Consider the following 26,198-nt stretch of genomic DNA (forward strand, 5'->3'; position numbering starts at 1 on the left):
ACCGGCGGCGGATCGGTGGCTTTCGTGTCCGAAGGGAGATGCGGCAGACACTTTCGTGGACGACTCCACAGAGCAGTTGGGCGGGCAGCCCGGAAAGCGCCTACCTCAGGTGGCGGCAGGAGCGGAGCCAGTGTCACCGGACTGCGGATCGGTCGTCGCTGCCGGCGAGGGCGGCTGGGCCGCCAGGGAAAGCGCCTTCCGGGCCAGGCTCTCGTCCAGCGACGGGTCCTGACCGCTGAGTTGGTCGACCAGGTCGTCGATCGGGGTGGAGTTGTCGTTGCCGGCCGTCTGCCACGCCGGCTGGTCCTGCTGGAGCTCGGTGGCCAGCATGCCCACCTGGTCCTTGGCGCTGTCCGGCCAGTTCTGCCGGCTGAGCGCGATGTAGGCCTGGTTCATGCCGAGGGCGGTGTGCTGGATCCAGGCCTGCGCGTCGGCGTTGTGGTCCGCCGGATCACCGGCGGGCCTCATGGCCTCCGCCTGGTCCAACTGGCTGACGGCCTGCAGGAAGTTCTGCTGATCAAACGTCAGGGTGGTCGTGTCGCGACGCAGCGAGCCGACGCTGCCTCCCGGCGTGGTGTCGTGCAGGAAGCAGAGGGCGGCGTGGCGGGTGCTGTCCCAGCGGGCCTGGGTGTTCGGGTAGACGTAGCGGATGCCGACCGTGGCGGGTCGAGCCCACGGGTCGAGGATGTAGGAGAGTTCGGCGCTCTGGCACATGCCGGAGGCCTCGTTCGCGACTGCCTGCGCACCCGGGAAGTGGTCGTCGGCGAGCGTGACCGTCGACATCACCTCGCCGTAGTGCGGAGCGTCGCAAGCCGTCCGCACGCGCTGGATGCCGCTCGGCGTGGTGCGCTCGGTGAAGCAGTCGCCCGGCCGCAGCCCGAAGGGGCCACTGCCCGGCGCCGCCCCGACGGTGGTGGTGCTCGCTTTCGCGTCCCGGAAGCCGATGACCAGGCCCACGCCCGTGACCACGCTCCCGAGCAGCCCCAGCACGCCGAGCACCACGCCCGCGACGGCCAGCCCGCGACCGGCCTGGCGACGCCGGCCGAGCTGGACCAGCGCGGCGATCCCGAACCCGAGCGCGGCCGGCCAGAGGCAGCAGGTCAGCCCGGTGACGAGCGAGGTGACGGCGAGCCCGTTGGTACCCGCGAGCTGGGGCTGGGCGCCATAGGGCCCAGGCTGCTGCGGCGGGTAGTACGGGGCGGCCCCGGGCTGCGCCCAGGGGTCCGTGGGCGGGAGCTCGGGGGCATCGCCGACCGGGGGCGCCCACGGGTCGGCCGGCGGCTGCGGCGACACGAGGGCGGTCGGGGTCGCGGGCTCGGGAGCGCCAGCGGGCTCGGGAGCGGCGGCGGGCTCAGGAGCGGCGGCGGGCTCAGGGGCGGCGGCGGGCTCAGGGGCCGCAGTGGGGGAAGGCTCGGCGATCTCCAGCTCAACGGTCACCGGCTCAGCAGCCTGTGGAGCGTCCTTCGGGGACTCCTCAGCCGCCACGGAATCCGCCGGGGCCTGCGCAGCCTTCTTCAGCATGTTCGGCGCCGCGTCCGGCACCGCGTCCTGCGCGCCGTTCTCCGCCACGTGGGCGGCCTCCGGCGCCTCCTCGGCGCCCTGTCCCGATATGTCCACCATGGTCGCGCTCGCTCCCCCTACCGCTGCCGTGCTGCCCGCGCAGCCGTCCGATCGAGGCCGGACTCTAGCGGATCTTGGGGACAGGCATCGGCGCCGCCCCCACCCCACCGATCACGGCAGGGCCGGCGGGCGGCGCCGAGCGCGGGTCAGGCCTGCGGCGGGGCGACCGAGGCGAGGTAGGCGTTCGCCTTCGCCGGGTCGAAGAACCAGTTCTCGAAGTCCGCCGGGTCGTTGAAACCGTTGGCGAACCGGTGGGCCACCGGCGGCAGCTGGCCGGCGGCGCCGATCAGGTTGAGCACGTGCTCCGGCGGCGGGGCCAGCATGGCGTTGGTCCACTTGGTGACGTGCTGGGCGTCCTCCCAGTAACGGTCGAAGGCGGACTGCATGAACTCGCGGTCGAACGGCTTGTCCTCGTGGTCCAGGATCGCCTGCAGGTAGACGGCGGCGCACTTGGCGGCGTTGTTGGAACCCTGGCCGGTGATCGGGTCGTTCGCGACCACCACGTCGGCAACGCCCAACACCAGGCCACCACTCGGCAGTTCACCGATCGGGTTGCGCACCACGGGGGCGTAGCGGCCGGCCAGGGTGGCACCGGCGTCGGTGAGTTCGACGCCGCCAGTGGTGCGGTCGTACTCCCACGGCGTGAAGGTCTTCATCAGGTCCAGGGTGAGCCGCAGGTGCTCGGCCGGCTCCTTGACGTCGCCGAAGACGTCCAGCGGGCCGCCGGGGATTCCCTCCCAGAACAGGATGTCGCAGTCGCCCGACACGGTCAGCGCGGGGATCACGAAGAGCTCGCCGACGCCCGGGACCAGGTTGCAGCGCACGGCACGGAAGTCGTGCTCGGGGCGCGGGCCGAGACCGTGCACGTAGGCGACGGCGAGCGCGCGCTGCGGCGCCTCGTAGGGCGAACGGCTCGCGTCGCGGCCGAACATCGAGACCAGTTCACCCTTGCCGGCGGCCACCAGCACCAGGTCGTAGGTGCGGGCGAAGTAGTCCAGGTCGGAGACGGCGACGCCGTGCACGACCACCTGGCCGCCGCGCTGGGCGAAGGCCTCCAGCCAGCCGGCCATCTTCAGCCGCTGGTCGACCGACTGCGCGTAGCCGTCCAGTCGGCCCACCCAGTCGATCACTCTGGCGGAGTCGGGACCGGCCACCGAGACGCCGAGCCCCTCGACCTTGGGCGCCTCGGCCTCCCAGAAGTTGATGCCCAACTCCCGCTCGTGGCCCAGCGAGGTGTCGAACATGCACTGGGTGGAGAGCACCCGCCCATCGCGCACCTCGTCGGCGGTGCGGTTGGTCATCACCGTCACGTCGTAGCCGTGGGACTGGAGGCCCAGGGCGAGCTGGAGTCCGGCCTGCCCGGCCCCGACTATCAGAATCTTGCGCATCGCTGCCTGCCTTCTTGCTTGCTGCCCAGCTGGTGGGGCGAGGAGGTGAACTGACGGACCGTCAGATATGAGCGGCGGCAACGGCCGGCTCGGCGGCCAGTGCGTTCAGCACCAGCGCGGTCAACACCGCGACCACCGAAGAGCGTTCTCGTGCGTCGCAGATCAGCACCGGCACCTGCGGCGGCACCGCCAGCGAGTCCCGCACCGCCTCGGGCGAGTAGACCGGCGCGCCGTCGAACTGGTTGACCGCCACCACGAACGGCAGCCCGCTGCCCTCGAAGTAGTCCAACGCCGGGAAGGAGTCGGCCAGTCGGCGGGTGTCCGCGAGGACCACCGCGCCGACCGCGCCACGCACCAGGTCGTCCCACATGAACCAGAACCGGCCCTGCCCGGGGGTGCCGAACAGGTAGAGCACCAGGTCCGAGTCGAGACTGATCCGGCCGAAGTCCATCGCCACGGTGGTGGAGGACTTGGCCGGGACGGCCGCGGTGTCGTCCACGCCGATGCTCGCCTCGGTCATCACCGCCTCGGTGGTGAGCGGCGGGATCTCGGAGACCGCGCGGACGAAAGTGGTCTTGCCGACCCCGAAGCCGCCCGCCACCACGATCTTGGTGGAGGTCGCGTTGCCGGTCACCAGCGGGACGCCCGGCGGCACGGCCACGGCACCGCCGGAACCATCGGACCTGCCGTAACCATCAGACCCGCCGGAGCCGCCGAACTCAGAGCTTGCGAAGTCCACCCAGCACCCTCTCCAACAGAACCCGCTTGGACGCCGGAACCTCGCCGGTGCCGTCCAGGTCGGTGCCGTCGGCCACATCCGCGCCGTGCACCCTGATCCTCCCCTGGTCAGCAAGGTCGCTGACCAGCACCTTCACCACACCGAGCGGCATCCGCAGCAGCGCCGAGATCTCCGCGATCGAACGCATCTGCCCTCGGCACACGTCACAGATCGCGGCCAGCTCGGGCAGGCTGCGGTCGGCCGGGTCGGCCGGCCGGTTGAGCGCCGACACCAGGGTCTCGACCAGCAGCACCCGGCCGAACCGGGTCCGCCCGCGGGTGATCGCGTACGGCCGCACCCGGGAGGAACGCCCTTGCCCCGAACGGACGGTGTCCGTACGCCGCCCCAGGCCGATGCCACCACCGCTTGTGCCACCGCTACTTGTGCCACTGCCGCTACGGGCGGTGCCGGGCATGCTTCTCATCTCCTCCGGGCTCGAATCCAGGCTCATCGGACGGCCATCGCCCGGTGCAACTCGCTGCGCACCTGCGGCGTCAGCGCATGTCCGGCGCGCTCGACGAGCAGCGACATCTGGTAGGCCAGGACGCCCAGATCGCAACTGAGCGCGGCGTAGACACCGAGGCAGGACCCGTCGCTGATGGCCATCACCACCAGGTGGCCCTCGTCCATGGTCACCATGGTCTGCTTGACCCCACCGAAGTCGATGGCACGCGCCAGGCCCTGCGCAAGGCTGGTCAACGCCGAGACGATGGCGGAGAGTTGATCGGATCGCTGGCCCTGCTGCGAGTCGGCGAGCAGCAGCCCGTCGGAGGAGACCACGACGGCCTCCTCGACTCCGGCGACCAGGCCGAGGAAGTCGCCCAGCAGCCAGCGGACGTTGAGCGCGCCCTGACTGACCGGCTGGCCGGCGTTGTTGGCCGTGGCGGCGGCGGCCGGGATGTTCCGGTAGTCGTATTCGCTCATCGGTCCTGTTCCTCGGCGGCGGACTCGCGAGCCGCTTGGCGCAGCCCGCTCTGGAAGCCGCCGAGTCTGCGACGCAGTTCTTCGGCGGAGGTACGGGAACGGTGCGGGCCGGATGTCTCAGCGGTGTTCGGAGCCGGCACGGCGTCCGCCGCGCTGCCGCCACCCGCAGCGGCCTCACTGCCCGCCGACTCGGTGGCGACCCGGCGCAACCCGGAGGTCGGCAGCTCGCCGGTGCCCGGCAGGCCGCCGGCTCTGGGCACCCGCTTGGGGAGACCCAGCGAGGTGAACTCGCCGCCCTGCGGCGCGGTGGGGCCGGCCGGCCGGCCGCCACCGAGCTGACTGATCGTCAACTGCCGGGTGGGGGTGTCGAGCGGGGAATCGTCGGGGAGCTCGGGCGCGGCGGGCCAGCCAGGCACGGTGGGCTCGGCAGGTCCGGCAGGTCCGGCAGGTCCGGCAGGTCCGGTCGGCATGGTCGGCGCACTGGTCGCGCCTGACGAGGCCACTGCGGCCGACTCGCTCGACGCGCCCGGCGCGGGGGCGACACCGTTCACCGGCTCGCCCGGGGCCGCGTGCGCCGGACGGCGGCGCGGCAGCGCGGGCAGGCCCGGGTCGTCCAGCCCGGCGCCCTCGGCGGGCGCCGCCTGACGGTGCGTCGCGGGCGCGGACGCGGACGGGACCGCCCGGGCCGCCGCCTGTGTCACCGCGTCCGCCGCGGCCCGCTCGGCGGCCGCGAACTCCGTAGCCAGCCTGGCCCGTTCGGCACCGGCTGTGGCACTCCGCTCGGCCCGCCGCTGGTCGTCCAGGTCGGCCGTGCTCAACTCGTCCTGGTGCAGTGCCTCGCGCGGCAGCACCACCATCGCGCTGATCCCGCCGCCCTGCCCGTTCTCCCGCAGCTGGACCCGGACGCCGTGCCGACGGGCCAGCCGGGCCACCACGAAGAGCCCCATGCTGCGGCCGGTGAGCGCCCCCGCGAGCAGCGCGTCGCGGCGCTCGGCCTGATCGGTCGGCAGCGGCTCGGCGAGCTGCTCGTTGAGTGCGCGCAGCCGCTCGGCCGGCAGCCCGATGCCGCGGTCGGTGACCGCGAGCATCAGCTCACCGTTGTCCAGCAGCCAGCCGCCGACCTCGACCTGCTCCTGCGGCGGAGAGAACGCGGTGGCATTCTCCAGGAGTTCGGCCAGCAGGTGGCTGGTGTCGTCGGCGACCGCGCCGGTGAGCCGGACCGCGGCGAGGAAGCCGGGCTTGACCCGCTCGTAGCGCTCGATCTCGGAGATGGCGGCCCGCACCACGTCGAGCAGGGCGACCGTCTTGCGGCTGCGCGAGCTGTTCTCCAGACCGGCCAGCAGCAGCATGTTCTCGCTGTTGCGGCGCATCCGGGTGGCCAGGTGGTCCAGGCGGAAGAGGCTCTCCAGCTGGGCCGCGTCGGCCTCCCGGCCCTCCAGCGCTTCGATCAGCACCAGCTGGCGCTCCACCAGGGTCAGGGTGCGCATCGCGAGGTTGACGAACGTGGCGTCCACGCTGCCCTGCAGCTCGTCGCGCTCCTTCGCCAGGCCGTCCCGCTCGGCCAGCAGCAGTTCGCACTCGCGCAGCAACTCCTCGAGCCGCGCGGCCGACTCACCGTTGGCGGTCATCACCTGCTGCCACTGACCGGTCAGCTCCCGGTGCTGGCGCTGGAGTTCCTCGCGCTCCTGGAGCAGGGCCCGGTGCTCGTCGGACAGCGCTTGCAACCGGCCGCCCTGTGCCTCGCGTTCGGCGATCAGGCGGGCGCGTTCCTCCAGCAGGCCCCCACGCTCGTCGAGCAGCGCGGCCAGGTTGCGGGTGGCCAGGTCGCGGGCCTTCTCCAACGGGCGGGCGGTGACTCGGCGGACCACCACGGCGGTGCCTCCGACCAGCACCACGGCCGCCGCGCCGCCGGCCACCCACAGGTCACTGCCGCCGCTGCCGTGCGCGGCGCCGCAGCCGGTGAGGGTGGTCAGACCTGGCAAGACGATCAGCGACCCGAGGAGGCGGCGCCGAAGTCGCCGACCCACCACCGGCCCCAAGCGGTGGTGCTGCGCGGGTTGCTGACGCGCGGTCCTCTTACGCAACGGTGCTCACAATCTCGTCAGACCTCACGCACCCACGGTCCGTATCGACCCTGGTTGCACTCTCAGACAGGCGGCCGCACCCCGTTCCGCCGCTGACACCCGCAAGAGTGAAGCGCAGAACACATCGGAGAACAAGATCAACTCACTTGGTGGACTTGTCGGATCCTCCAGGCACAACTCCCGCCACAACAGGTTTCCGCAGGTCACAGATGCATCACCGACGGACGGTCGAAAACTTCGCGAGCGCGAATGTGACGGATATCTCACCTCGCGCGGCGATGTGTTCATGATTGAAACAGTCGACCCACCGAAGGATCTGCGGAGCCATCTCGATATCTCCTCGACGCCTCCCCGGCGCCTCCTTGATGCCACCTTGACGAGGCGCGGAATCTCGGCACCCCGGAAGACGGGCCCGGCCACCCCGAGCCGAATGAGAGCAGGCCAGCGGCACTGCCGGCCGGCGCCACGACATCCGGCAAGCCCACTCGGGCGCTCACCCGAATGCACTGCGGGAATAACCGAAGAAAATCCTCGCAAAACCCTTGGAAATGACCCGGATAACACCGGCGGCCATATCGGAGAGCGGCGCCCTTGAAAGGACGTGTCGACCACTCCCGGATTTTCCGATTGGTCCCTGGGTGGCACTTGGAAGCCGACGGTCGATGGCCCACCCCGCAGCGCGAGCCCCGCCACGCAAGGGAGGAGAGCGCTTTCCCGCGCTCGCTCCCGGCTTCATGTGCACGTCACCTTGCCGAGAAGAAGTTCGCACCGGGATGATCGCCGAGCAAGGCGGAGCGACGATTCGTCGTTCACGATGGATCGCGCTACGAGCCGTCAACTGCCCACCCGGGGCTGAAGACCCGGCCCGGGATACCGGGCCCGGGCGGGAGCCGGGGGCTCGACCGGGCGAGCCCCCGGCGAGCCCTCAGCGGCAGGTGCGCAGCCGGTCCAGGGTGACGTAGCCGTGGTCGGCCGCCACCTCGTGGTCGTAGCAGCCGCCATCGGCGGTGTGACCCACGTAGTGCTCAGTGCCGCTGCCGTCGGCCTGCACCGTGGTGCCGGATTGCCGCTGCAACACGCCCGCGGCGGTCAGCCGGTCGTCGCTGCTCGACTGCTCGTGCCAGCTCCCCTCGCCGCGCCAGTTCCCCTCACCGCGCCGGGTCTGGTCCACCAGCTGCCGGGCCACCGTCACCTGACCGCTCACCAGGTAGCTGTCGGCATCGGCGCCCGGCGTGTAGCTGCTGGTAGCGTCGAGCGGATACGACCAGCTGCTGCGCCGCTGCTCGGACCCGCCGTGGCCACCGTCGGTGCTGGTCACCGTCCAGCCGCTGTCACGCTGCACGGTGACCTGGTTCTGACCCTGGTTGGAGAGGGTGTCGCTGTTGCGGTAGTCGGTGTGCTGATCCACCCGGGTGGTGATCCGGCCGCTCGAGGTGTCCACGTACCCGGCCAGCGTCCAGTCCCGTCCGGCGTTCACGGTGATCAGCTCGCTGCCGTCGGCCTGGGCCGTCTCGGTGGTGGCCGCCTGCGGCGCGGCGGTGATGGTGTCGGTGGTGACGGCGCCGCCGGTCTGCGCGCGCAGCGGGTCGGTGGTCAGGAAGAGGCTGCCGTCCAGCGTCCAGCCGTCACTGATCCCGGCCGGGGGCGCGAGCGTGACGGTGTGCGGCTTGCCGTCGGTCAGGGTTCCGGCGAACGGTGTGAGGTCGACGTCGTACGGCTGGGTGCGGAAGGAGTCGATGCTCGGGATCGGCCGCCACATCAGCGGACTGATCCCACCGGTATAGATGACCGGGAACGGCTGCACCACCCCGGCGAGCCGCCCGTCGACCAGCACCTGCACCTCGCGGTAAGTGCCGCCGCCGCAGAGCCCGTAGCCGGGGTGGGCGGCCGCGTAGTCGTCGGGCACGTTGGAGTACCAGAACTCCTCGCAGCCGCCGCCCCGGGCGTAGAGCTGGAGGTGGGCGCCGGTGAGGTTGCGCGGGAAGGTCAGCGTCGAGGTCGCGGTCTGACCCTTCGTCAGCGTCCACCAGCCGGGCGCGGTGGTCGACTGCGAGACCGGGAGCACCTGGTCCGCGGTGGCGGCGGGCGGGTTGTGCCGGTCCGCCTGGTAGTAGGTGACCGTCATCGTCATGTGGTAGATGCCGGTGTAGGTGGAGTTGACCACGTTGCCCAGGTCGACGACCACCGGTTGCGGGGTGCGCAGCAGCGGGATGAAGCTGCTCAGGTCCTGGTCGACGTGCCAGCTGATACCGGCCGCGTCGGGTTCGGGCGTGCTGGTGCGGAACACCTCGGCCCCGCCGATCCAGACACCGGCCAGCCGGTCGTACTGCCGACCCGCGACGCTGCCGGACCAGTCCAGCACCACCTTGCTCCACGGCCCCGGGCAGGCGGCCGGTGGCGTCAGGGTGCCGGTGAAGGGCTGGCCGTAGCTGTTGGCGAAGTCGTGCTGCATCGCGGTGACGGTGCAGTGCGCGGTGTCCGGGCGGCTGATCGGGGGCAGCGCGGTGACGGGGTCGCCGTAGTTCGTCTCGACCCGCGCGGCATCGGCTGCGCGGGGGGCCGCGGGAGCGGCAGGGGCGGCGGGAGCAGCAGCGGGAGCGACCGCGCCGGGCGGGCCTGCGGTGGCTGCGGTGGCGGCCGTCGGGAGGCAGAGCGCGGCGGCCACGGCGAGGACCAGAGTGGGGACGGCGCGGGCGAGCGAGCGCCGGCGGGAGGGGGAAGCGACGGTGGGTATCGGCACGGTTGGCATGTACTCACGGGCCGACGATCACTGTCAAGGGTGCCGACCGGCCTTGACGGGCAAGGCGGTTGAGGTCCGCCGCCGGTGCTCCCGTCCGCGAGGACACGGGAGCACCGGCCGCCCGGTGGGCAGCACCGCGAGCGGGCTCAGTGCTGCTGGTGATGGGGATCGTGGTGCAGCTGCGCGGCCATGCCACGGCACCAGCGGGCGAGCTCGTCGCGGTCCCAGCTCTGCCCCGCGCAGAGCGCACCGACCTGCGCGTCGGTCAGCCGGTTCGGGCCGGCCATGGCCAGCAGGTGGCCCATCTCGTCCAGCAGCACCGCGAGGCGCTGGGCATCGGTGTGATCAACGGTGGCGCCGGCCTCGGTGTGGCCGAGCGTGACGGATCCAGGCATCACGGACTCCTTCGCTAGCGGGCCCCTCACCCACGGTACGGCGGGCCGTCGCGCACCGCCCACCAGTCGTGACAGGCCCGCGACGGCTTCCGTGACAGGCCCGTGAGGGCTTCCGCGACAGGCCCGCGACGGCTTCCGCGACAGGCTCAACGCCGTTCGTGGCAGGCCCGCGCGGACGGTCAGCGCGGACGGTCAGCGGCGACGCTCCGTGCTCACCACCACGCAGACCGCCAGCACCACGATCGCGCCGCCCAGCAGCTCGGAGAGCGTCAGGCGCTCCGCCAGCACCAGCCAGCCGAGGAAGACCGCGACGACCGGGTTCACGTAGGCATAGGTGGCGACCAGGCCGAGCGGTGCGGACTGCAGCAGCCAGGCGTAGGCCGTGAATCCCACCAGGGAGCCGACCACGATGAGGTAGACCAGCGCGACCCAGGACCGGGTCGAGACGGCGCCGAGGTGCAGGTGGAGTTCCTCGCCGCGGGCCACCGCGACCAGCAGGCAGCCCAGTCCGCCGATCAGCATCTCGTAGGCACTCGCCACCAGGGGGTTGGCCGGCATCGGCAGGCGGCCCGAGATGAAGGAGCCGACCGCCCAGGAGATCGCGCCGAGCATGATCAGCACCAACCCGCCGAGCGAGACGTCCCCGCTCAGCCCCGGGGCCGACAGCACCGCGAGGCCGCCCAGGCCCAGCAGCACGCCGACCAGCGCGGCGCCGCCGGGCCGGTCGCCGGTCGCCGTCCGCAACACCACCACCCAGAGCGGCACCACGGCGACCAGTAGTGCCGCGAGACCGGAGGGCACCCGGCCCTCGGCCAGCACCAGCAGGCCGTTGCCGCCGACCAGCAGCAGCACGCCGACCAGGGCCGTCGAACCGAGCTGACGCCGGGTCACCCGCAGGGCGGCGGGGCCCAGCCGCCAGGCCAGCACGCCCAGCAGCAGCGCCCCGGCGAACAGGAAGCGGGCCGCCGCCCCGAGCAGCGCCGGCATGGTCTCCACCATGATCCGGATGCCGAGGTAGGTGGAGCCCCAGACCACGTAGACCACGGCGAGCGCGGCCCAGACGGTCCCCGATATTCGCGCGCCGCCGTCCAGGGCGGCAGGGCCGGCCGGCGGCGCAGCCCGCCCCGAGTCCGCCGGACCGGCGGACCGCCCGGTTCCGATCGACGTCATGCCTGTCTCCTCGCCTCGCTCCGTGACCCGGCCAGGGGCCATCAGAGCGCATCGGGGAGCGGGTCCGCCAGCGGCGCCGTCGGCGCCTGGCCTTGGCGGCTGGAAAGCGCTCTCCGCGACAGACCGGGACATCGCTCTCCTTTCCCAGGAAAACGCTCTCCGTTCTGGGCAGGCGAGCACGCTGTCGCCGTCCGGGCCGGCGCTGGAAGAATCCCGGTGGATGCCACACCCAGGCTGCCCGCACGCGGGTCGCCCGCACCCCGCCGAGGAGGACCAACGCCGTGACCGACCCCGTGCTGCCGCTGTTCGTCTACGGCACGCTGCGCCTCGGGCAGCGCTACCACGCCCGCTACCTCGGTGGCCGCTGCGAGCGGATCGAGCGCGCCGTGCTGGCCGGCGCCACGCTGCACGAGGGGCCCGGCTACCCGTACGCGGTGGCCGACCCCGATCCCGGGCGACTGGTGCACGGAGAGCTGATCACCGTGCAACCGGCCCAGTTCGGCCAAGTGCTGGCCACGCTCGACGAGTTGGAGGAGTGCCACCCGGACGGCACCGGGCTCTACGTGCGGCTGCGACTGCCCGTCACCCTCGACGCGAGCGGGGAGCGGGTGCCGGCCTGGGTCTACCTGGCCGGCCCGAAGCCGGCTGCCCGGCTGCGCGAGCGACCCGCGCCGATCCCCTCCGGCGACTGGGCGGACCGGGGCTGACCAGCCCTGACCCATCGGTGCTGACCCACCTTCAGACCTGACGCCGGAACCCCACCGTCTATGCTCGGCTTCCGCGCTCGCATGCGCTGAGCTGGCGCGCGCTGGAAGGGCCCCGGGGGGCCAGGCACAGGGGGGAGAGCCGGATGGGTGTGGTTCCAGGTCAGGGTGGGGGCGGGCCGGGCGGATACCAGGTCCACCCGCAGGCGATGGACGCGGTGGCCGGGCAACTGTCCCAGGTCGCCGCCGACCTCCAACAGGCAGAGAGCAGCTACAACGCGCCGGTCTGCTACGCGGCCTCCGCCTTCGGGGAGTTCGGCATGGACCAGGCCTGGGAGAGGTTCGACACCGACTGGGGTGCGGAGATCCGGGTCACCCAGCGCGCGGTGGCGGAGCTGAACCAGAACCTCACCTCGACCACCGCCAACTACCGCGCCGCCGAAGCCACCGTGGCCGGCTCGCTGACCGCCATCGGGGCGAGCCGATGAGCAAGGTGAGCGACCTCCAGCACGCGCAGAACGCGATCCAGCACCTGGATCCGATGTATGTCGGGGTGTCCCTGATCGGCGCGATCCAGCAGGCGCTCGCCGTCGGCGCGCCGGTCGGCGACCCCGCCACGATCCGCGAGCGGGCCAAGGCCTACGCCGACACCGCGATCGTCTACGTCCGGGCCGGCTCCGACCTGACCTCGGTGGCCTCGGCCCAACTCCCCAGCGCCTGGCAGGGCGCGGTGGCCGAGAACGCCACCGTCGCGGTGCAGGCGGTGGCCGACGAGACCACGCTCTCCCAGCAGACGCTCTCCCAGGCCGCCCAGTTGCTCTCCACCTGGGCGGACGACCTCTCCTGGGCCCAGCAGACCGACGCGCAGGGCTGCGCCTCGCTGCAGAACGCGCAGAACGCCGTTCAGCAGGGCGGCGACGACGCGGTGCTCCAGGCCCGGTCGACCGCGCTGGACGGGGTCAACGCCCGGCTGGCCGCCGCCCAGCGCGCCGAGGACTGCGGCACCAACACCGCGAGCCGGCTCGGCCAGTTGGCCGCGGCGGCCCGCGCCGAGCACGCGGGCCAGGGCTCGCTCGACCCGCTCAGCGCGGTGGTGCTGGCCGACGCCAAGAACCCGGGCGGCAGCGAGGACGCCGGTGCGATCCTGACGGACAGTCAGCTCGACCGGGCCACCCAGATCTTCGGCACCATGAACGGCGCCGACCAGGCCGCGTTCAGCGCGCTGCTCTCCAACGCCAAGTCCCCCGAGGAGGCGGCGTATCTCTGGAAAGCGCTTGCCGCGGGCCACTCGGTGGCCGACATCCAGCAGTTCGACGCGGGGATCCACCCGCACGGGGACGACCCGGTCTGGCTCTCCTCCCACCTGATGCCGGCCACCGGGAACGCGGGAGCGATGAACGAGGCACCGGGGAACGTCTACCTGACCTACCAAGGGCAGCAGAGCACCACCCTCGACGGGACGAACTGGCTCTACATCTACAGCCAGGGCAACGTGAACGACTGCGTGGCCGCCTCCACCGTGATCGCCCAGGCCCGGATCGATCCGCTGACGATGTACCAGCTCACCACGGGCGGCACACCCGACCAGCCCGGCGCCGACTCGCCGGCGGCCTTCCAGCAACGGCTCCAGCAGATGTACCTGGGCCAGTACCGGCAGGGCCAGTCGGCCGACGGCGGGATCAACCCGAAGGTCGGCATCGGCCAGACCGGCGAGACCCTGCTGGCCAACCAGGATCTCGGCGCCGCGACCGGCAGCAGCTACGAGTACGTCGGGATGCACAACGACGGCGACCGGCAGGCCTCGGTCCGCCGGATCGAGAACTCCGTCGACCAGGGTCTGCCGGTGCCGATCGACGTGAACGGCGCCAAGGGCGCGCACCAGATGATGATCATCGGGCGGGACAACAACATGCTGGAGATCTACAACCCCTGGGGCCGGACCGCCTGGGTGAGCGAGGACCAGTTCGTCCACGGGCAGCTCGGTTCGCTGACCGACGGCGACAACCTCAACAACGCCTACGCCCTGGAGCTGCCCAAATGAGGACGGTCCGCGACGACGCCGAACTGCTGGGCCTGGACGTGGCCACCGCGATCACCCGGGGGCTGCTGCTCGACGGCGGCCCGCGCCGAGCCCTCTTCACCGAGGCGGCGATCGCCGCCTGCCACGAGGCCGAGCAGGCGGGCCTGGGTCCCTATCCACTGAGCTTCCTGGCCCGTCACGTGCGCGCGGGCGGCTTCACCGCCGCGCTCGACCTGCCCGAACCGGCCCCCGGCGCGCGGGCGCAGGCCCTGGTGCGCGGGTGGATCCGGGCCGCCGCGGCAACCGGGCTCGACGTCAGCCGCGAGTTGCTCTTCGCGCGCTGGCTGGCCCAGGTGGCCGCGTTGATCGCGCTGCGGCGCCAGGCCGGGGCGAGCTCCTGATGCGCCGCCCGACACGCAGACTGACTCGCCGTCAGATCGCTGTGGCCACCCTGGGAGCGGCGATCCTGGTCGGCTGCTCCTCCGCGGCCCAGCCACCGGGCGCGCTGCTCACGCTGCCGTCCGGCGACGCCGCCGACCGGGCGCCGGTGGGCGGCACCGCGACGAGCCCGCCCACCGCCCCGGGCGCCTTCCCGACGGACCAGGTCGAACTGCGGGTCGGGCAGCGGCTGCTGGTCGCCACCGTCCGTTCCGACCTGCCCGAGGCCTGGCTTCCCGGCACGGTCGCCGACTCCCATGTGGTGCGACAGGACCCGGAGAAGACGGTGCACGGCTGCTCCCCCGACGTGGCCGGCTGCGAGGCCGACGTCGACGAGGTCTACACCGCCGTCTCCGCCGGCAGCACCACGGTGAGCTGGACGTACGAAGTGCTCGGCTGCCAGAGCGCGAGGCCCGGGCCGCCGCCGCACCTGCTCTGCGTGAAGGCCACCAAGGCCGTCCACATCACCGTCACCGCCTGATCAGGAGCGCCCCCGTGTCAACAGTCAACGTCGGCGTGGTCGGTGTCGGCAACTGCGTCTCATCCATGGTCCAGGGCGTCACCCACTACACCGCCGCACCCGACGCGCCCGGCCTGGCCCATCCGGTCTGCGCCGGCTACGCCATCGCGGACATCCGGTTCACCGCCGCCTTCGACGTGGACACCGCCAAGATCGGCCGCGACCTGGCGGAGGCGATCCGGGTCGCGCCCAACAACTCGACCCGGTTCGCCGAAGTCCCCTCGCTGGGCGTGCCGGTGGCCGAGGGCATCCTGAGCGACGGCGTCGGCCGTGGCACCGGCCAGCGGATCACCGCGCGTGGCGCGGCCACCGTCGAGTCCGTGGCCGAGCACCTGAAACTGACGCGGACTCAGGTACTGGTGAACTTCGTGCCGGCCGGCAGCCAGCAGGCTTCCGAACTCTACGCCGAGGCGGCCCTGTCGGCGGGGTGCGCGTTCGTCAACTGCCTCCCGTCGGTGATCGCACGCTCACCGCGCTGGGTCGAGCGGTTCGCGGCGGCGGGGCTGCCGCTGCTCGGCGACGACCTGAAGAGCCAGTTCGGCGCCACCCTGGTGCACCGCGCCCTGGTGGAGCTGCTTGCGGCCAACGGCGTGCGACTGCGGAACACCTACCAGCTGCTGGCCGGCGGCAACATGGACTTCGTCAACCTGCAGGACGCCGAGCGGATGCGGACCAAGAAGGACTCCAAGGCCAGCGGCCTGCGCGGCGCCGACGGCAGCGCCCTGCTGCCACCGGAGAGCGTGCATGTGGGCGCCGACTACATCCCGTTCCTGGCGGACCGCAAGCTCGCGATGATCCGTGTCGAGGGAGAGGGTTTCGGCGGCACCCCGGTCGAGTTGGACCTGCGGCTGAGCGTGGACGACTCGCCGAGCGGCGCGGGCAACGCGCTGGACGCCGTCCGATACCTCAAGTTCGCGCTGGACCACGGGATTTCGGGCCTGCTCGACCCGGTGGCGGCGCGCCTGATGAAGGCCGTGCCGCGCCCGATGAGCGAGGAGGCGGCAGCGGCCGGGCTGCGTGATCTGCTGACGCTGCGTCAGGACTGAGTGTCGGCCAGGTCGATGGCGTGCAACAGTTCGCCGTCCTGGGAGACCCAGCGCCGGGCGCCGGTGTCGACGTCGAGGGAGGCCACCTAGGGCCTCTCTTACGGATCTTGCCGGGCGCGCGACGCCGGGCATCCCGGCTGGACGCACCGGCGAATCATCCAAGTACGACCCAGTACGAGGACGATCCGCCGGCCCGCCCAGCCGGGCGCCGTGGGGGCACCTCCCGGCCGAAGGCTGGGGGAGCCGCGCGCCCCGCGGCGTCAGCCGCTGGTGTCACAGCCGACAAGATCCGTAAGAGAGGCCCTAGCCGTCCGCCGGCCCGGGAACCAGCAGCGGGCGGCTGCGGCGGTCCAGCCGGGACGGCAGCCGGCAGGTCCAGTGCTGGTCGGCCGGCTCGACGGCGGTGACGAAGCCGTTGTCCGCGAAGGTGTGGAGCCGGCCACGCGCGGCGAGGCGAGCGGGGCCGGACAGCGCCGGCGCTGGGCCTCTCCCGGCTGCTGCCCGCCGCCCGTGCAGCGCCGACACACGGCACCGGCGTCCGGGTCGAGCCGGACGCGGTCGAGCCGGTCAGGAGGAGCAGCGGGTGCGGGATCAGGTCCAGCCGGTCCGAGCGCGCCGTCCGGGTCCGCCGCGGGCGGCCGGATCGGCAAGCACCTCGGGTGGGTCGAGGGGAGCCCCGTCCTCACCGCCCTCGTCGAATCGCCAGGACCCGCCGGCCGTCCTGCCGCTCCCCGCCCCCGAAGATCGCTGAACGTCGCTGAAGATCACCCGGACGCGACCCTACCTCGCGCTGCGCCACGGGCAGGCCGGGTGTAGAGAGGAAAGGTGCTTCCCCGGTGGCTTTCCGACGTGTCCGCAGGGCCCCGGCGATCCAGTCGCGCCCTGGTGCTGCTGCCGCTCGCACTGATCGTGGTGATCACCGTCGCCGACGTGCTGAGCCCGCCGCAGATCCACCTCGGCCCGCTCCTCGTCGTGGCTCCCGCGATCACGGCGTCCTTCGCCGGCACTCGGTTGACCGCGCTGGTCAGTCTGCTGGCGGTGGCCGCGCTGACGGTGATCGGTGTCATGCGCGACGGGATCACCACGTCCAACCACGAGACCCAGATCGTCGGATTGATCGCCGTTTCGGGCGTGGTGGTCAGCTTCACCGCGCTGCGCGATCGGCACGCGCGCGAGCTCACCCAGGTCCGCTCGGTGGCCGAGGCCGCGCAGCGGGTGTTGCTGCGCCCGCTGCCGACCCGGGTCGGCCCGCTGCGGATCGCCTCGATCTACCTGGCCGCCGAGGAAGAGGCCCAGGTCGGCGGCGACCTCTACGCCGCGGCGCGGACCACCTCCGGCACCCGGCTGCTGGTCGGCGACGTCCGCGGCAAGGGGCTGACCTCGCTGAGCGAGGCCTCGCTGCTGCTGGGCGCGTTCCGGGCCGCCGCACACCTGCAGGCGTCGCTGCCGGACCTCGCCGCCTACCTGGACGGCAGCGTGAGCTGGGACCTGGCGGCGGCCGGGTCGGGCGACCTGACGGCGGCGGCCCCAGGGAACGGGGACACCGCGGGCGATGCGGGCGATGCGGACGGCACGAACGGCACGGGTGGCCTGGATGGCGCGGACGCGGAGGACGGCCTGGGCGGTGCGGACCGGCGGCAGGCCGGCGACCGGCTGGAGAGCCCGGAGATCGAGTCGACGGAGTCGTTCATCACCGCCGTGATCCTGGAGATCCCGGACGAGGGGGACTGGATCCAGGTCATCAACTGCGGCCACCCGCCGCCGCTGCTGCTGCACCAGGGCGACGTGCTGGCGCTGGAAGCGGCCCGGCCCGCGCCACCGCTGGGGCTGGGCAACCTGGCCGCGACCGGCTACCACACCGACGAGTTCCGATTCGCGCCCAAGGACCGGCTGTTGATCTACACGGACGGCGTGATCGAGGCCCGGGACGCCGGTCGGACCTTCTACCCGCTCAGCGAGCGGGTGGGTGCCTGGGCCACCGAGCCGCCCGCGCTGCTGCTCCAGCATCTGCAGCGCGATCTGCTGGTCCACGCGGGCGGCCGGCTGGGCGACGACGCGGCCATCGTGGCGGTGGAGCGGGTGGAGCAGGTGGAGGGGGAGCCGTGGAACGGGGAACGGGCGAGTACGGAGCCGGTGCGCACGGAGCGGGTGAACGGGCAGCGGTAGCCCCGTTCCGATCCCACGACAGGCCCTAGGGTGTCGATGGAGCGGAACGGTGCGGATCCGGGTGCGCGGGAGGCGGGCAGCGGTGGACGGGGCAGCGGCGCAGAGTGCGGGCAGCACGGACTTCACACCCGAGCAGCTGGCCCGAGGACGGGCGTTGCGGCGGCGGCAGGTGCCGTGGGCGCTGAGCGGGCGGCTGGCGGGACTGCTGGTGACGCTGCTGCTCGGCCTCACCCCGGCCGGTGCCCACCTGGTGCACTGGGCCGGCGGTCTGCTCGGCGGCTCGCGAACGGCCCAGGTACTGGGCGGGGCGCTGGCGCTGGTGCTGATCGGACAGCTGGTCGGTCTGCCGTTCACCGCCCGGGTGCGGGTGATCCGCGCCGACTACGGCCTGGTCACCCAGGGCTGGGCGGGCTGGGCGGTGGACCTGCTGCGCGGCCTGGCGCTGACCCTGGTCGTCACGCTGCCCGCCGCCCTCGGTGTCTACGCGCTCACCGCCTGGTCGACCCGCTGGTGGTGGGCGCCGGCGGCGGGAGCGACGGCACTGCTCACCGTCGTCTTCTCGTTCCTCTTCCCGCTGCTGGTCGAGCCGGTCTTCAACCGGTTCACCGCGCTGCCGGACGGTGAGTTGCGCACCGCGCTGCTCGCACTCGCCGAGCGCGACGGGGTGCGGGTGCGGGACGTCCTGGTCGCCGACGCCTCGCGCCGCACCACAGCGCTCAACGCGTACGTGTCCGGCTTCGGCGCGACCCGGCGGATCGTCGCGTACGACACCCTGCTCAGCAGCGCCGAGCAGCGCGAGGTGGAGCTGGTGGTGGCGCACGAGCTGGGGCATGTCGTCCACCGCGACGTGTCGCGCGGCACGGTGCTGGGCGCCCTGGGGGCGGCGGTGGCCGTGGCGCTGCTCGGCCTGCTGGGCGCGCTGCGACCACTGCAGGCGGCGGCCGGCGTGCCGAACCTGGCCGACCCGCGCTCGCTGCCGCTGCTGGTGGCGCTCGCGGCCGTGCTGGGCGCGCTGGGCGGACCGGCGCAGGCCGCGGTGAGCCGCCGGATCGAGGCCGCCGCCGACCGGCATGCGCTCGAACTCACCGGCGACCCGGAGCAGTTCATCGCCATGCAGCGCCGCCTCGCGCTCGTCAACGTCGCGGACGTGGACCCGCCGAGGGCGCTGGAGCTGCTCTTCGCCACCCACCCCAGCACCGCACGCCGGATCGCGGCGGCCCGCCGCTGGGCGGCCGCCGGCACCGCACAGGAGGCAGGCCGATGACCCACCAGCCCTACCAGACCTGGGAGTTCGCGGATGCCGTCGAACTGACGGCAACTGACGGATCGTCGGTCCTGCCGCTCGGGGAGTTGCCTGGCGCGGCGAGCATGGCGCGGTTCGAGCTGGCGCCCGGCGCGGTGTCGCGGGCGGTCTCGCACGCCACCGTGCAGGAGCTGTGGCATGTGGTGTCCGGCTCCGGACAGTTGTGGCGCCGGCAGGACGGCCGCGAGGAGGTGACGCCGCTGCGGGCGGGCACCACCGTGAGCATTCCGCTCGGCACGGCCTTCCAGTTCCGCGCCGATGCGGGCGCCGCGCTCCACATCGTCGCCGCCACCGTGCCGGCCTGGCCCGGCACCGAAACCGAGGCGCGGATCGAGCCGGGGGCGTGGCAGGCTGAGGGCGTGTGACAGGGGCGGCGGGAGTGGCACGAGTGCGGCGAGACGAGGGGGCGGACGTGGGCAAGGGCCTGGACCGGGACGGGCTGTTCGTCCGCGAGGGTGCGCTGAGCAAGGTGTCGGCGGCCTTCGCCGAGGTGGTCACGGGTGCGCGGGCGGGCATCGCCGCGGCCTTCGGGCCGGAACTGCTGCACAGTGCCTACCTCTACGGCAGCATCCCGCGCGGCACCGCGGTGGCGGGGCGGTCCGACCTCGATCTGCTGCTGGCGCTGCGTCGGCAGCCCACGCCCGCCGACCGGGCCACCGCCGACGCGCTGCAGGCGGAGCTGGACCGGCGGTTCGCGCAGATCAACGGTACGGGCATCCTGCTGTTCGGCACCGAGACCCTGCTCAGCGAGCTGGAGCGGTACGACCTGGGCTGGTTCGTCGCCTGCCTGTGCACACCGCTGCTCGGCCCCGACCTGGCCGAGCACCTGCCGCGCTACCGGCCCGACACGCTGCTCGCCCGGGAGACCAACGGCGACCTGGCGCTCCTGCTCCCCCGCTGGCGGGCCCGCGCGGCCGCCGCCACGACGGACGCCGAGCGCCGCACCCTGAGCCGGGGCGCGGGCCGCCACCTGGTCCGTACCGGGTTCACCCTGGTGATGCCGCGCTGGCAGGGCTGGACGAGCGATCTCGCCGAGTCCGCCGAGGTGTTCGCGCGGTACTACCCGGAGCGAGGTGACCAGATGCGGGCCGCCGCGGCCGCCGCCCGGACCGGGAGTGCGGATCCGGGAGTGCTGACGCTGCTCTTCGAGGAGCTCGGTCCGTGGCTGGCCGCCGAGTACACGGCCAGCCACGGGGTGAAGGCGCCGCGGCCGTAGGGAGTTGGCCGTACGGAAGTTGGCCCCGTCTCCGCCGTCAGCCGAAGTAGCTGTGGAAGTTGTTGGAGAACTCGTTGCCGTTGTACTGGTCCCAGTTGATCGACCAGGTCATCAAGCCGCGCAAGGTCGGTTGCGGACCGCTGCGCGGCACGTAGCCACCGCAGTTGGTGCCCTTGGTCAGGCAGTCCAGCGCCTGGTCCGCCGCGCTCGGCGGGACGTAGCCGTTGCCCGCGTAGCTGTTGGCCGGCATGCCGATCGCCACCTGGGAGGGGGACAGTGGCGGGAACATGTTGTTGGTGTTGCCGGCGACCGGGAAGCCGGCGAGCAGCATGTCGGTCATCGCGATGTGGAAGTCGGCGCCGCCCATCGAGTGGTACTGGTTGTCCAGACCCATGATGGAGCCGGAGTTGTAGTCCTGGACGGTCAGCAGGGTGAGGTCGTTGCGCAGCGCGTAGATCAGCGGCAGGAAGGCTCCGGCTCGCGGGTCCTGGGCGTTGTTGGGGCCGGGACCGTAGAACTGGTAGCCGAGTTGGACGAAGAACGTCTCCGGCGCCATGGTCAGCACGAACTTCGATCCGTACTTGGCCTTGAGCGTCTGCAGGGCGGAGATCGTGTTGACGATGACCGGGGTGGTCGGGTTCTTGAAGTCGGTGTCGCCCTGGTTGAGCGCGAGCGACTGGTTCTCGAAGTCGACGTCCAGGCCGTCCAGGCCCCACTGGTCGATGATCGCGGAGACCGAGCTGACGAACTCGTCCCGGGCTGCGGTGGTAGTGAGTTGGACCTCGCCGTTGGCACCGCCGATGGAGAGCAGCACCTTCTTGCCCGCGGCCTGCTTGGCGGCGATGGCGGCCTTGAAGGCGGCGTCGGACTCCTCGCCCGGGCAGTCGGTGGTCGAGCAGCGGTTGAACTGGATGTCGCCGGAGGTCACCGAGGTGGGTTCACCGAAGGCAAGGTCGATGACGTCCCACGAGGCGGGGACGTCGGACATCTTCAGGTAGCCGGCGCCGTTGGCGAAGCTGGCGTGCAGATAGCCGACCAGGGCGTGGGTGGGGAGGCCGCCGCCCGGCGGGGTGGGCGTCGGGGTCGGGGTCGGCGTCGGAGTGGGAGTCGGTGTGGGAGTCGGTGTGGGGGTAGGCGTCGGTGACGGGCTGGGACCGCCCGGGCCGCTGAGTGAGACGTCGTCCGCGTAGTACGTCCCCTGCCCGTACCACCCGTGCAGGTAGACCGTCGCGCTGGTCTGGCTCGCGCCCGTGGTGAAGCCGACCGAGAGCTGCTGGTACGCCCCGCCGGTGCTCGGCGTCCAGGTGCTGGCACCGCCGTCCACGCCCAGGTAGACGTAGGCGCCGTTGACGTAGGCGCTGAGTGTGTAGCTGGTGTTCGGCGCGACCGCGACCGTCTGCGCGCACTGCGCGTCGTCGGCGGCGGTGGCCGCCCCGGCGAGGGCGTAACCACCGCTGTGCGCATGGCCGGTGACGACGCTGCCGGTGCTTCCGTCGCAGCTCCAGGGGGCCAACGCGCCGCTCTCGAAGCCGCCGTTGACCAGGAACTCGCCGGCCGAGGCGGTGGGGGCCAGGCCGAAGGTGAGGCCGGCCGCGCCGGCCACCGCGAGCGCCCAGGCGGTGGTCATCGCGGCGAGGCTGCGAGGTCTGCGGCTGCGGGGCGTGAGGTTGCCGGGTCTGAGGCTGCTTGGTCTGGGGCTGCTTGGTCTGGGGCTGCGGGATCCGGGATGGACTTGGGGGCGCGGCTGACCCGCGTTACGGAGACTGCGCATGTGGGGGAAGGCTCCTGCTGTCTCGACTGTCGGACGGTTCGGGGCAGCACGGGGAGCGACCCCGCAGGCACACCCCTGTGGTCCAGACCACTGAACCGGTCTGGACCAGTCCGTGTCAATGGTCGAGCGACAGGCGAGACCGCGCCGCGACCGGACGTCCGCTCAGCGGTTCCGGGGCTGCGGTGCAGTGATACTGACGGACCGTCAGTCGGTCTTGGTCCGCTCGTAGTGACGGGAGGCCTTGGCACGGTTTCCGCAGGTCGCCATCGAGTGCCAGCGCCGGGTGCCGTTCTTCGAGGTGTCGTAGAAGTACAGGACGCAGTTGGGGTGCGCGCAGGAGCGGATCCGGCCGGGCGCCTCGGCGAGCAGGCGCAGCAGGTCCTCGGCGGCACTCCAGGCCGGCAGCCAGGCCGGGCCGTCGGTCTCGGGGTGAGCGTGCGGGCCGTCCGCCCGCAGGGTGCGGCGGACCGAGCCGTGCGCGAGCACCTCGTTGAGCGCGGCACGCGCCTCGGGCGAACGGTCACCGTCGACCAGGCGGGCGATGGCGGCGCGGGTGAGCACCAACGCGTCCAGGGTGACCTGGTCGGCCGGGACCCGGTCGGCGAACCCGTTCAGGGTCAGCCAGAGCGCCAGCCCGTCGAGCGAGTCCAGCAGATCGCGCGGGCTGCCGCCGTTGTTCCACCGGGTGTTCAGCAGGTCCAGCGAGAGGGGTTCGCCCGGCATCGGGCGGGGGTCGGTCGGCTGCGTTTCCTCGGCCATCGGCCCTCCTTCGTGCAACTGGCGGTGATTCTAACCGGCATTCGAGCCAGAACCGGTTGACGGTCGACTTTCCTAACCCACATACTCGATAACAACGGTTAGCCCGGACATCATCCGGGCCGCACGACGGAGGTCCTCCATGGCACAGCCCGCACAGCTCGCCGCGCACACGTCCTTGCAGACCGGTCACGTCGGCCTGAACGTCACCGATCTCGACCGCTCGCGCGCCTTCTACCAGCGCATCCTCGGGTTCGAGCTGCTCGGCGAGGGCACCGAGCCGGAGCACCGCCACGCGTTCCTCGGCCGGGACGGCCGCACCATGCTCACCCTCTGGCAGCAGAGCAAGGGCGCCTTCGCCACCGCCGCGCCCGGCCTGCACCACCTCTCCTTCCGGGTCGAGAACGTGGCCGAGGTGCGCGAGATCGAACAAGTGCTGCGCGAGCTGGGCGCCGAGTTCGCATACGAGGGCGTGGTCCCGCACGGCGAGGGGGCCGACTCGGGCGGCATCTTCTTCACCGACCCGGACGGGATCCGGCTGGAGATCTTCACCCCGCACGGCGCCCACTCGCCCGACGGCAGCGCGCCGGCTGGCTCCGCGCCGACCTGCGGCTTCTTCTAGGCGATCGCCATGACCGCACAGCACGTCCCCGCGACACCCGACGCACTCCCGCCAGACATCCCGGCACACGTCGTGGCAGACGTGCCGGTAGACGTGCCGGCAGACGTCCCCGGCGAGTTGGCGGTCCGCCGCCGGGCCGGGTTCGACCGGCCCGGCTACACGGGCCCCAGCCGGAGCCGGCGGATCCCGCCCATCGCCGCCCAGTTCCTCACCGAGCAGCCGATGGTGGTGGTCGGCGCCGCCGACCACCACGAGCGGCTCTGGGCGAGCCTGCTGACCGGCCCGCCCGGGTTCGCCCGGGCCCAGCCGACCGGCGACGCCGAGCAGGCGGACGCGGTGACCATCTCCGCGCGGCCAATGGACGGCGATCCGCTGGCCGAGGCGCTGAGCCGGCCGGCCGAGGTCGGCATGATCGCCCTCCAACCGGCCGTCCGGCGCCGGATGCGGATGAACGGCCATGCGTCGCCCGGCGGTTCGGGCATCCAGGTGACCCTCGACGAAGTCTTCGCCAACTGCCCCAAGTACATCCAGGGCCGCGAACCCTGGCTCGAGCCGGGCAGCGTCCCCGGAGTTCCGTCACACCATGCCCAGTTGACGATGAGTCAGCAGCAGCTGATCCAGCGGGCGGACACCTTCTTCATCACCACCGCCAACCGGCGCGGCGAGGTCGACGCCTCACACCGGGGCGGCAATCCTGGCTTCGTCCAACTCCTCGATCCCCGGCGGCTCCGGTGGCCGGACTACCAGGGAAACGCGATGTTCTGCACCCTCGGCAACCTCGCCGAGAACCCCTCCGCCGGACTGCTCTTCATCGACTGGGCGACCGGCGACACACTCCAGCTGACCGGCACCGCCCACACCGACTGGGACGAGCGGCATGCCGCCGAAGTCCCCGGCGCGCAGCGGCTGGTGGAGTTCACGGTCACCGAGGTGGTGGCCACCGCGCAGGCCAGCGGGCTGCGTTGGACCCGGGCGGAGTACTCCAAGTTCAACCCCGAGGTCCTGCCCCGGACCGCTTGACGCGCCGACGGGTCCAGTTCGGTGCGGACGGCGAGCGCACGATTATGATCGCGTCGATCCGTCACCTCGACGAATTCGTCAAGCAGGACGGGGCGTGGTTCTTGGCCGAGCGCCGTCTGGTGGTCGGCCGGACCGGGACCCGTCCCTGCACGCCCTGAACACGCGGGGCCGCCGCACCGACCGTAGGAGCGTTGCCGGATGACGGACGAAGTCGCCCCCGCCGCAGCCGGCGAGCCGACGCTCTGGCGACGGCTGCGGCGGCAGTTGTGGCAGCCGCCGCGTGCCCACGGGGACCAGCCGAGCGAGCGCATCGTCGGCCCGCTGGAGCTCTTCTACGACCTGGTCGTGGTCGTCCTGGTCGCGCAGGCCGCCCATCACCTGGCCGGCAAGCTCAGCTGGCGGGGCCTGGGTGAGTACGCGGCGGTGTTCGGGCTCGTCTGGATCGCCTGGGTCAACGGAAGCCTGCACCACGAGCTGCACGGCCGCGAGGACGCCCGGGCCCGCAGCACCTTCCTGCTCCAGATCCTGGTCCTCGTCCCCCTGGGGGCCTTCATCCCCGAGGCGGGCGGCCCACGCGGAGCGGCCTTCGCCGTCACGGCCGGGAGCCTGTTCGCGGTCCTGGCCATGCTGTGGCTGCTCGCCTCGCGCGGTGATCGGCCCGAATACCGCCGTTCCAGCCGGCTCTTCGTCACCGGAACCGTCTGCTGCGCCGTCATCCTCGGCACGAGCGCGCTGTTCCCCGCCGACGCCCGGGTCTGGACGTGGGGGCTGCTGGACCTCGCCTACCTGGCCGGCCTAGCCGTCGTGATCCTGCGAGCCGCGCCGGGCGCGGCAGCCACGCTCACCGTCACCGACGCCCTGATCGAGCGGTTCGGGCTGCTCATCATCATCGTGCTGGGCGAGACCGTCACCGGTGTGGTGAGCGGGCTCGCGGCCGAGCCGGTCAGCGCGCTCACCATCGCGGTCGCGCTGATCGCCGTCGTGGTCGGCTTCGGCGCATGGTGGACCTACTTCGACTTCGCCGGCCACCGTGAACCGCGTCGGACCCCGGCGGCCACCGCGCAGTGGATGCTGGCCCACCTGCCGCTCACCGCCGCGGTGGCCGCCATGGGCGCCGCGATGGTCAGCCTCGTCGAACACGCCCACGCCGCCCGCACCGATGAAGCCACGGCATGGGTGCTCTGCTCCGCCACCGCAGTCGTACTCCTCAGCACGATGCTCGTGGCCGCCAGTCTGGAAGCCTGGCACAGCAAGCGCGAGCTGTACCGCCCGCTCTCCCGCATCTGTGCAGCGGTGGCCCTCGCCTGTCTCGTGCTGGGCGCGGCTCGCCCCGCACCGCTCGCGCTCGGTCTGGTCCTTGTCCTGCTTTTCAGCGCCCCCTGGGGATTCGCCGTCTCCCACCGGCTTCGCCGACCCGGCGCGAACCCCGAGCAGCCGGGCCGTTAGGGCCTCTCTTACGGATCTTGGCGCCCGGCAAGATCCGTAAGAGAGGCCCTAGACAACGGTCGGCCACCGCG

The 26,198-nt window shown here is 72.4% G+C and carries 25 protein-coding genes; 13 read left to right on the top strand and 12 right to left on the bottom strand.

The features are described from left to right. Nucleotides 1-105: 105 nt before the first annotated feature. The 9 genes from P3T41_RS13360 to P3T41_RS13400 all read right to left on the bottom strand — a co-directional run bounded on the left by P3T41_RS13360 (nt 106) and on the right by P3T41_RS13400 (nt 11,099). On the bottom strand, nt 106-1,620 hold the full coding sequence (locus tag P3T41_RS13360; RefSeq protein ID WP_280690009.1) for a DUF4190 domain-containing protein: 1,515 nt from the start codon (nt 1,618-1,620) through the stop codon (nt 106-108). Between the two features lie 146 nt (nt 1,621-1,766). After that, the gene (locus tag P3T41_RS13365; protein WP_280690010.1) at nt 1,767-3,008 is read right to left on the bottom strand and encodes a styrene monooxygenase/indole monooxygenase family protein; all 1,242 of its coding nucleotides are present in this window, start codon (nt 3,006-3,008) and stop codon (nt 1,767-1,769) included. A gap of 61 nt (nt 3,009-3,069) precedes the next feature. Beyond that, entirely contained in the window at nt 3,070-3,669 is a 600-nt protein-coding gene (locus tag P3T41_RS13370; RefSeq protein ID WP_280690011.1) for an ATP/GTP-binding protein, read from the bottom strand. Between the two features lie 58 nt (nt 3,670-3,727). Next, nucleotides 3,728-4,210, bottom strand: coding sequence for a DUF742 domain-containing protein (locus P3T41_RS13375; protein ID WP_280690012.1), 483 nt, complete (start codon nt 4,208-4,210; stop codon nt 3,728-3,730). Nucleotides 4,211-4,233: 23 nt separating this feature from the next. After that, on the bottom strand, nt 4,234-4,710 hold the full coding sequence (locus P3T41_RS13380) for a roadblock/LC7 domain-containing protein (protein WP_280690013.1): 477 nt from the start codon (nt 4,708-4,710) through the stop codon (nt 4,234-4,236). Continuing rightward, the gene (locus tag P3T41_RS13385; RefSeq protein ID WP_280690014.1) at nt 4,707-6,692 is read right to left on the bottom strand and encodes an ATP-binding protein; all 1,986 of its coding nucleotides are present in this window, start codon (nt 6,690-6,692) and stop codon (nt 4,707-4,709) included. The genes P3T41_RS13380 and P3T41_RS13385 overlap by 4 nt, the downstream gene beginning before the upstream one ends. Before the next feature lie 1,027 nt (nt 6,693-7,719). Beyond that, the gene (locus P3T41_RS13390) at nt 7,720-9,534 is read right to left on the bottom strand and encodes a peptide-N4-asparagine amidase (RefSeq protein ID WP_280690015.1); all 1,815 of its coding nucleotides are present in this window, start codon (nt 9,532-9,534) and stop codon (nt 7,720-7,722) included. Between the two features lie 146 nt (nt 9,535-9,680). Continuing rightward, a complete protein-coding gene (locus P3T41_RS13395; protein WP_280690016.1) occupies nt 9,681-9,929 on the bottom strand; it encodes a hypothetical protein in 249 nt (82 codons plus the stop codon). Between the two features lie 192 nt (nt 9,930-10,121). Further along, nucleotides 10,122-11,099, bottom strand: a complete 978-nt coding sequence (locus tag P3T41_RS13400; protein WP_280690017.1) for an EamA family transporter — start codon at nt 11,097-11,099, stop codon at nt 10,122-10,124. A 281-nt stretch (nt 11,100-11,380) separates the two neighbouring features. Here P3T41_RS13400 and P3T41_RS13405 point away from each other — a divergent pair, with 281 nt between their 5' ends. The 6 genes from P3T41_RS13405 to P3T41_RS13430 all read left to right on the top strand — a co-directional run bounded on the left by P3T41_RS13405 (nt 11,381) and on the right by P3T41_RS13430 (nt 15,827). Continuing rightward, entirely contained in the window at nt 11,381-11,806 is a 426-nt protein-coding gene (locus P3T41_RS13405; protein ID WP_280690018.1) for a gamma-glutamylcyclotransferase, read from the top strand. A gap of 143 nt (nt 11,807-11,949) precedes the next feature. Further along, entirely contained in the window at nt 11,950-12,291 is a 342-nt protein-coding gene (locus tag P3T41_RS13410) for a type VII secretion target (RefSeq protein WP_280690019.1), read from the top strand. Beyond that, a complete protein-coding gene (locus P3T41_RS13415) occupies nt 12,288-13,844 on the top strand; it encodes a hypothetical protein (protein ID WP_280690020.1) in 1,557 nt (518 codons plus the stop codon). Before P3T41_RS13410 ends, P3T41_RS13415 begins: the two co-directional genes overlap by 4 nt. Further along, the gene (locus P3T41_RS13420) at nt 13,841-14,224 is read left to right on the top strand and encodes a hypothetical protein (RefSeq protein WP_280690021.1); all 384 of its coding nucleotides are present in this window, start codon (nt 13,841-13,843) and stop codon (nt 14,222-14,224) included. Before P3T41_RS13415 ends, P3T41_RS13420 begins: the two co-directional genes overlap by 4 nt. Nucleotides 14,225-14,265: 41 nt before the next feature. Further along, nucleotides 14,266-14,742 carry a hypothetical protein gene (locus P3T41_RS13425; RefSeq protein ID WP_280690022.1) on the top strand — a complete coding sequence of 159 codons (477 nt, stop codon included), beginning with the start codon at nt 14,266-14,268 and terminating at the stop codon, nt 14,740-14,742. Between the two features lie 14 nt (nt 14,743-14,756). Continuing rightward, nucleotides 14,757-15,827, top strand: coding sequence for an inositol-3-phosphate synthase (locus P3T41_RS13430; RefSeq protein ID WP_280690023.1), 1,071 nt, complete (start codon nt 14,757-14,759; stop codon nt 15,825-15,827). 303 nt (nt 15,828-16,130) lie between these two features. On the opposite strand, the gene P3T41_RS13435 is transcribed toward P3T41_RS13430, so the two are convergent. Continuing rightward, a complete protein-coding gene (locus tag P3T41_RS13435) occupies nt 16,131-16,352 on the bottom strand; it encodes a hypothetical protein (RefSeq protein ID WP_280690024.1) in 222 nt (73 codons plus the stop codon). A 324-nt stretch (nt 16,353-16,676) separates the two neighbouring features. On the opposite strand from P3T41_RS13435, the gene P3T41_RS13440 reads away from it, so the two are divergent. The 4 genes from P3T41_RS13440 to P3T41_RS13455 all read left to right on the top strand — a co-directional run bounded on the left by P3T41_RS13440 (nt 16,677) and on the right by P3T41_RS13455 (nt 20,512). Further along, nucleotides 16,677-17,993, top strand: a complete 1,317-nt coding sequence (locus P3T41_RS13440; protein WP_280690025.1) for a PP2C family protein-serine/threonine phosphatase — start codon at nt 16,677-16,679, stop codon at nt 17,991-17,993. A gap of 82 nt (nt 17,994-18,075) precedes the next feature. Next, nucleotides 18,076-19,257: a M48 family metallopeptidase gene (locus P3T41_RS13445; RefSeq protein WP_280690026.1), complete on the top strand. Its 1,182-nt coding sequence runs from the start codon at nt 18,076-18,078 to the stop codon at nt 19,255-19,257. Beyond that, complete coding sequence (locus tag P3T41_RS13450) at nt 19,254-19,661, top strand: cupin domain-containing protein (RefSeq protein WP_280690027.1); 408 nt, start codon at nt 19,254-19,256, stop codon at nt 19,659-19,661. Before P3T41_RS13445 ends, P3T41_RS13450 begins: the two co-directional genes overlap by 4 nt. A 23-nt stretch (nt 19,662-19,684) precedes the next feature. Then, nucleotides 19,685-20,512, top strand: a complete 828-nt coding sequence (locus P3T41_RS13455) for a nucleotidyltransferase (protein WP_280690028.1) — start codon at nt 19,685-19,687, stop codon at nt 20,510-20,512. Between the two features lie 37 nt (nt 20,513-20,549). On the opposite strand, the gene P3T41_RS13460 is transcribed toward P3T41_RS13455, so the two are convergent. Then, complete coding sequence (locus P3T41_RS13460) at nt 20,550-22,139, bottom strand: glycosyl hydrolase family 18 protein (protein WP_280690029.1); 1,590 nt, start codon at nt 22,137-22,139, stop codon at nt 20,550-20,552. 348 nt (nt 22,140-22,487) lie between these two features. Then, nucleotides 22,488-23,042: a CGNR zinc finger domain-containing protein gene (locus tag P3T41_RS13465; RefSeq protein WP_280690030.1), complete on the bottom strand. Its 555-nt coding sequence runs from the start codon at nt 23,040-23,042 to the stop codon at nt 22,488-22,490. Between the two features lie 139 nt (nt 23,043-23,181). Here P3T41_RS13465 and P3T41_RS13470 point away from each other — a divergent pair, with 139 nt between their 5' ends. The 3 genes from P3T41_RS13470 (at nt 23,182) to P3T41_RS13480 (ending at nt 26,127) form a co-directional block, all read left to right on the top strand. Next, the gene (locus P3T41_RS13470) at nt 23,182-23,661 is read left to right on the top strand and encodes a VOC family protein (RefSeq protein WP_280690031.1); all 480 of its coding nucleotides are present in this window, start codon (nt 23,182-23,184) and stop codon (nt 23,659-23,661) included. A gap of 9 nt (nt 23,662-23,670) precedes the next feature. Then, nucleotides 23,671-24,681, top strand: coding sequence for a pyridoxamine 5'-phosphate oxidase family protein (locus P3T41_RS13475; RefSeq protein ID WP_280690032.1), 1,011 nt, complete (start codon nt 23,671-23,673; stop codon nt 24,679-24,681). A 198-nt stretch (nt 24,682-24,879) separates the two neighbouring features. Continuing rightward, entirely contained in the window at nt 24,880-26,127 is a 1,248-nt protein-coding gene (locus P3T41_RS13480; RefSeq protein WP_280690033.1) for a low temperature requirement protein A, read from the top strand. Nucleotides 26,128-26,198: the final 71 nt, after the last annotated feature.

Source organism: Kitasatospora sp. GAS204B (genome assembly GCF_029892155.1).
In the GTDB taxonomy this organism is placed as follows: Bacteria; Actinomycetota; Actinomycetes; order Streptomycetales; family Streptomycetaceae; genus Kitasatospora.

Coding starts and splice junctions, on each gene's coding strand:
- P3T41_RS13475 (WP_280690032.1), top strand. CDS start 23,671: ATGACCGCACAGCACGTCCCCGCGACACCCGACGCACTCCCGCCAGAC.
- P3T41_RS13410 (WP_280690019.1), top strand. CDS start 11,950: ATGGGTGTGGTTCCAGGTCAGGGTGGGGGCGGGCCGGGCGGATACCAG.
- P3T41_RS13450 (WP_280690027.1), top strand. CDS start 19,254: ATGACCCACCAGCCCTACCAGACCTGGGAGTTCGCGGATGCCGTCGAA.
- P3T41_RS13465 (WP_280690030.1), bottom strand. CDS start 23,042: ATGGCCGAGGAAACGCAGCCGACCGACCCCCGCCCGATGCCGGGCGAA.
- P3T41_RS13375 (WP_280690012.1), bottom strand. CDS start 4,210: ATGAGAAGCATGCCCGGCACCGCCCGTAGCGGCAGTGGCACAAGTAGC.
- P3T41_RS13480 (WP_280690033.1), top strand. CDS start 24,880: ATGACGGACGAAGTCGCCCCCGCCGCAGCCGGCGAGCCGACGCTCTGG.
- P3T41_RS13420 (WP_280690021.1), top strand. CDS start 13,841: ATGAGGACGGTCCGCGACGACGCCGAACTGCTGGGCCTGGACGTGGCC.
- P3T41_RS13460 (WP_280690029.1), bottom strand. CDS start 22,139: ATGACCACCGCCTGGGCGCTCGCGGTGGCCGGCGCGGCCGGCCTCACC.
- P3T41_RS13360 (WP_280690009.1), bottom strand. CDS start 1,620: ATGGTGGACATATCGGGACAGGGCGCCGAGGAGGCGCCGGAGGCCGCC.
- P3T41_RS13380 (WP_280690013.1), bottom strand. CDS start 4,710: ATGAGCGAATACGACTACCGGAACATCCCGGCCGCCGCCGCCACGGCC.
- P3T41_RS13470 (WP_280690031.1), top strand. CDS start 23,182: ATGGCACAGCCCGCACAGCTCGCCGCGCACACGTCCTTGCAGACCGGT.
- P3T41_RS13365 (WP_280690010.1), bottom strand. CDS start 3,008: ATGCGCAAGATTCTGATAGTCGGGGCCGGGCAGGCCGGACTCCAGCTC.
- P3T41_RS13395 (WP_280690016.1), bottom strand. CDS start 9,929: ATGCCTGGATCCGTCACGCTCGGCCACACCGAGGCCGGCGCCACCGTT.
- P3T41_RS13415 (WP_280690020.1), top strand. CDS start 12,288: ATGAGCAAGGTGAGCGACCTCCAGCACGCGCAGAACGCGATCCAGCAC.
- P3T41_RS13400 (WP_280690017.1), bottom strand. CDS start 11,099: ATGACGTCGATCGGAACCGGGCGGTCCGCCGGTCCGGCGGACTCGGGG.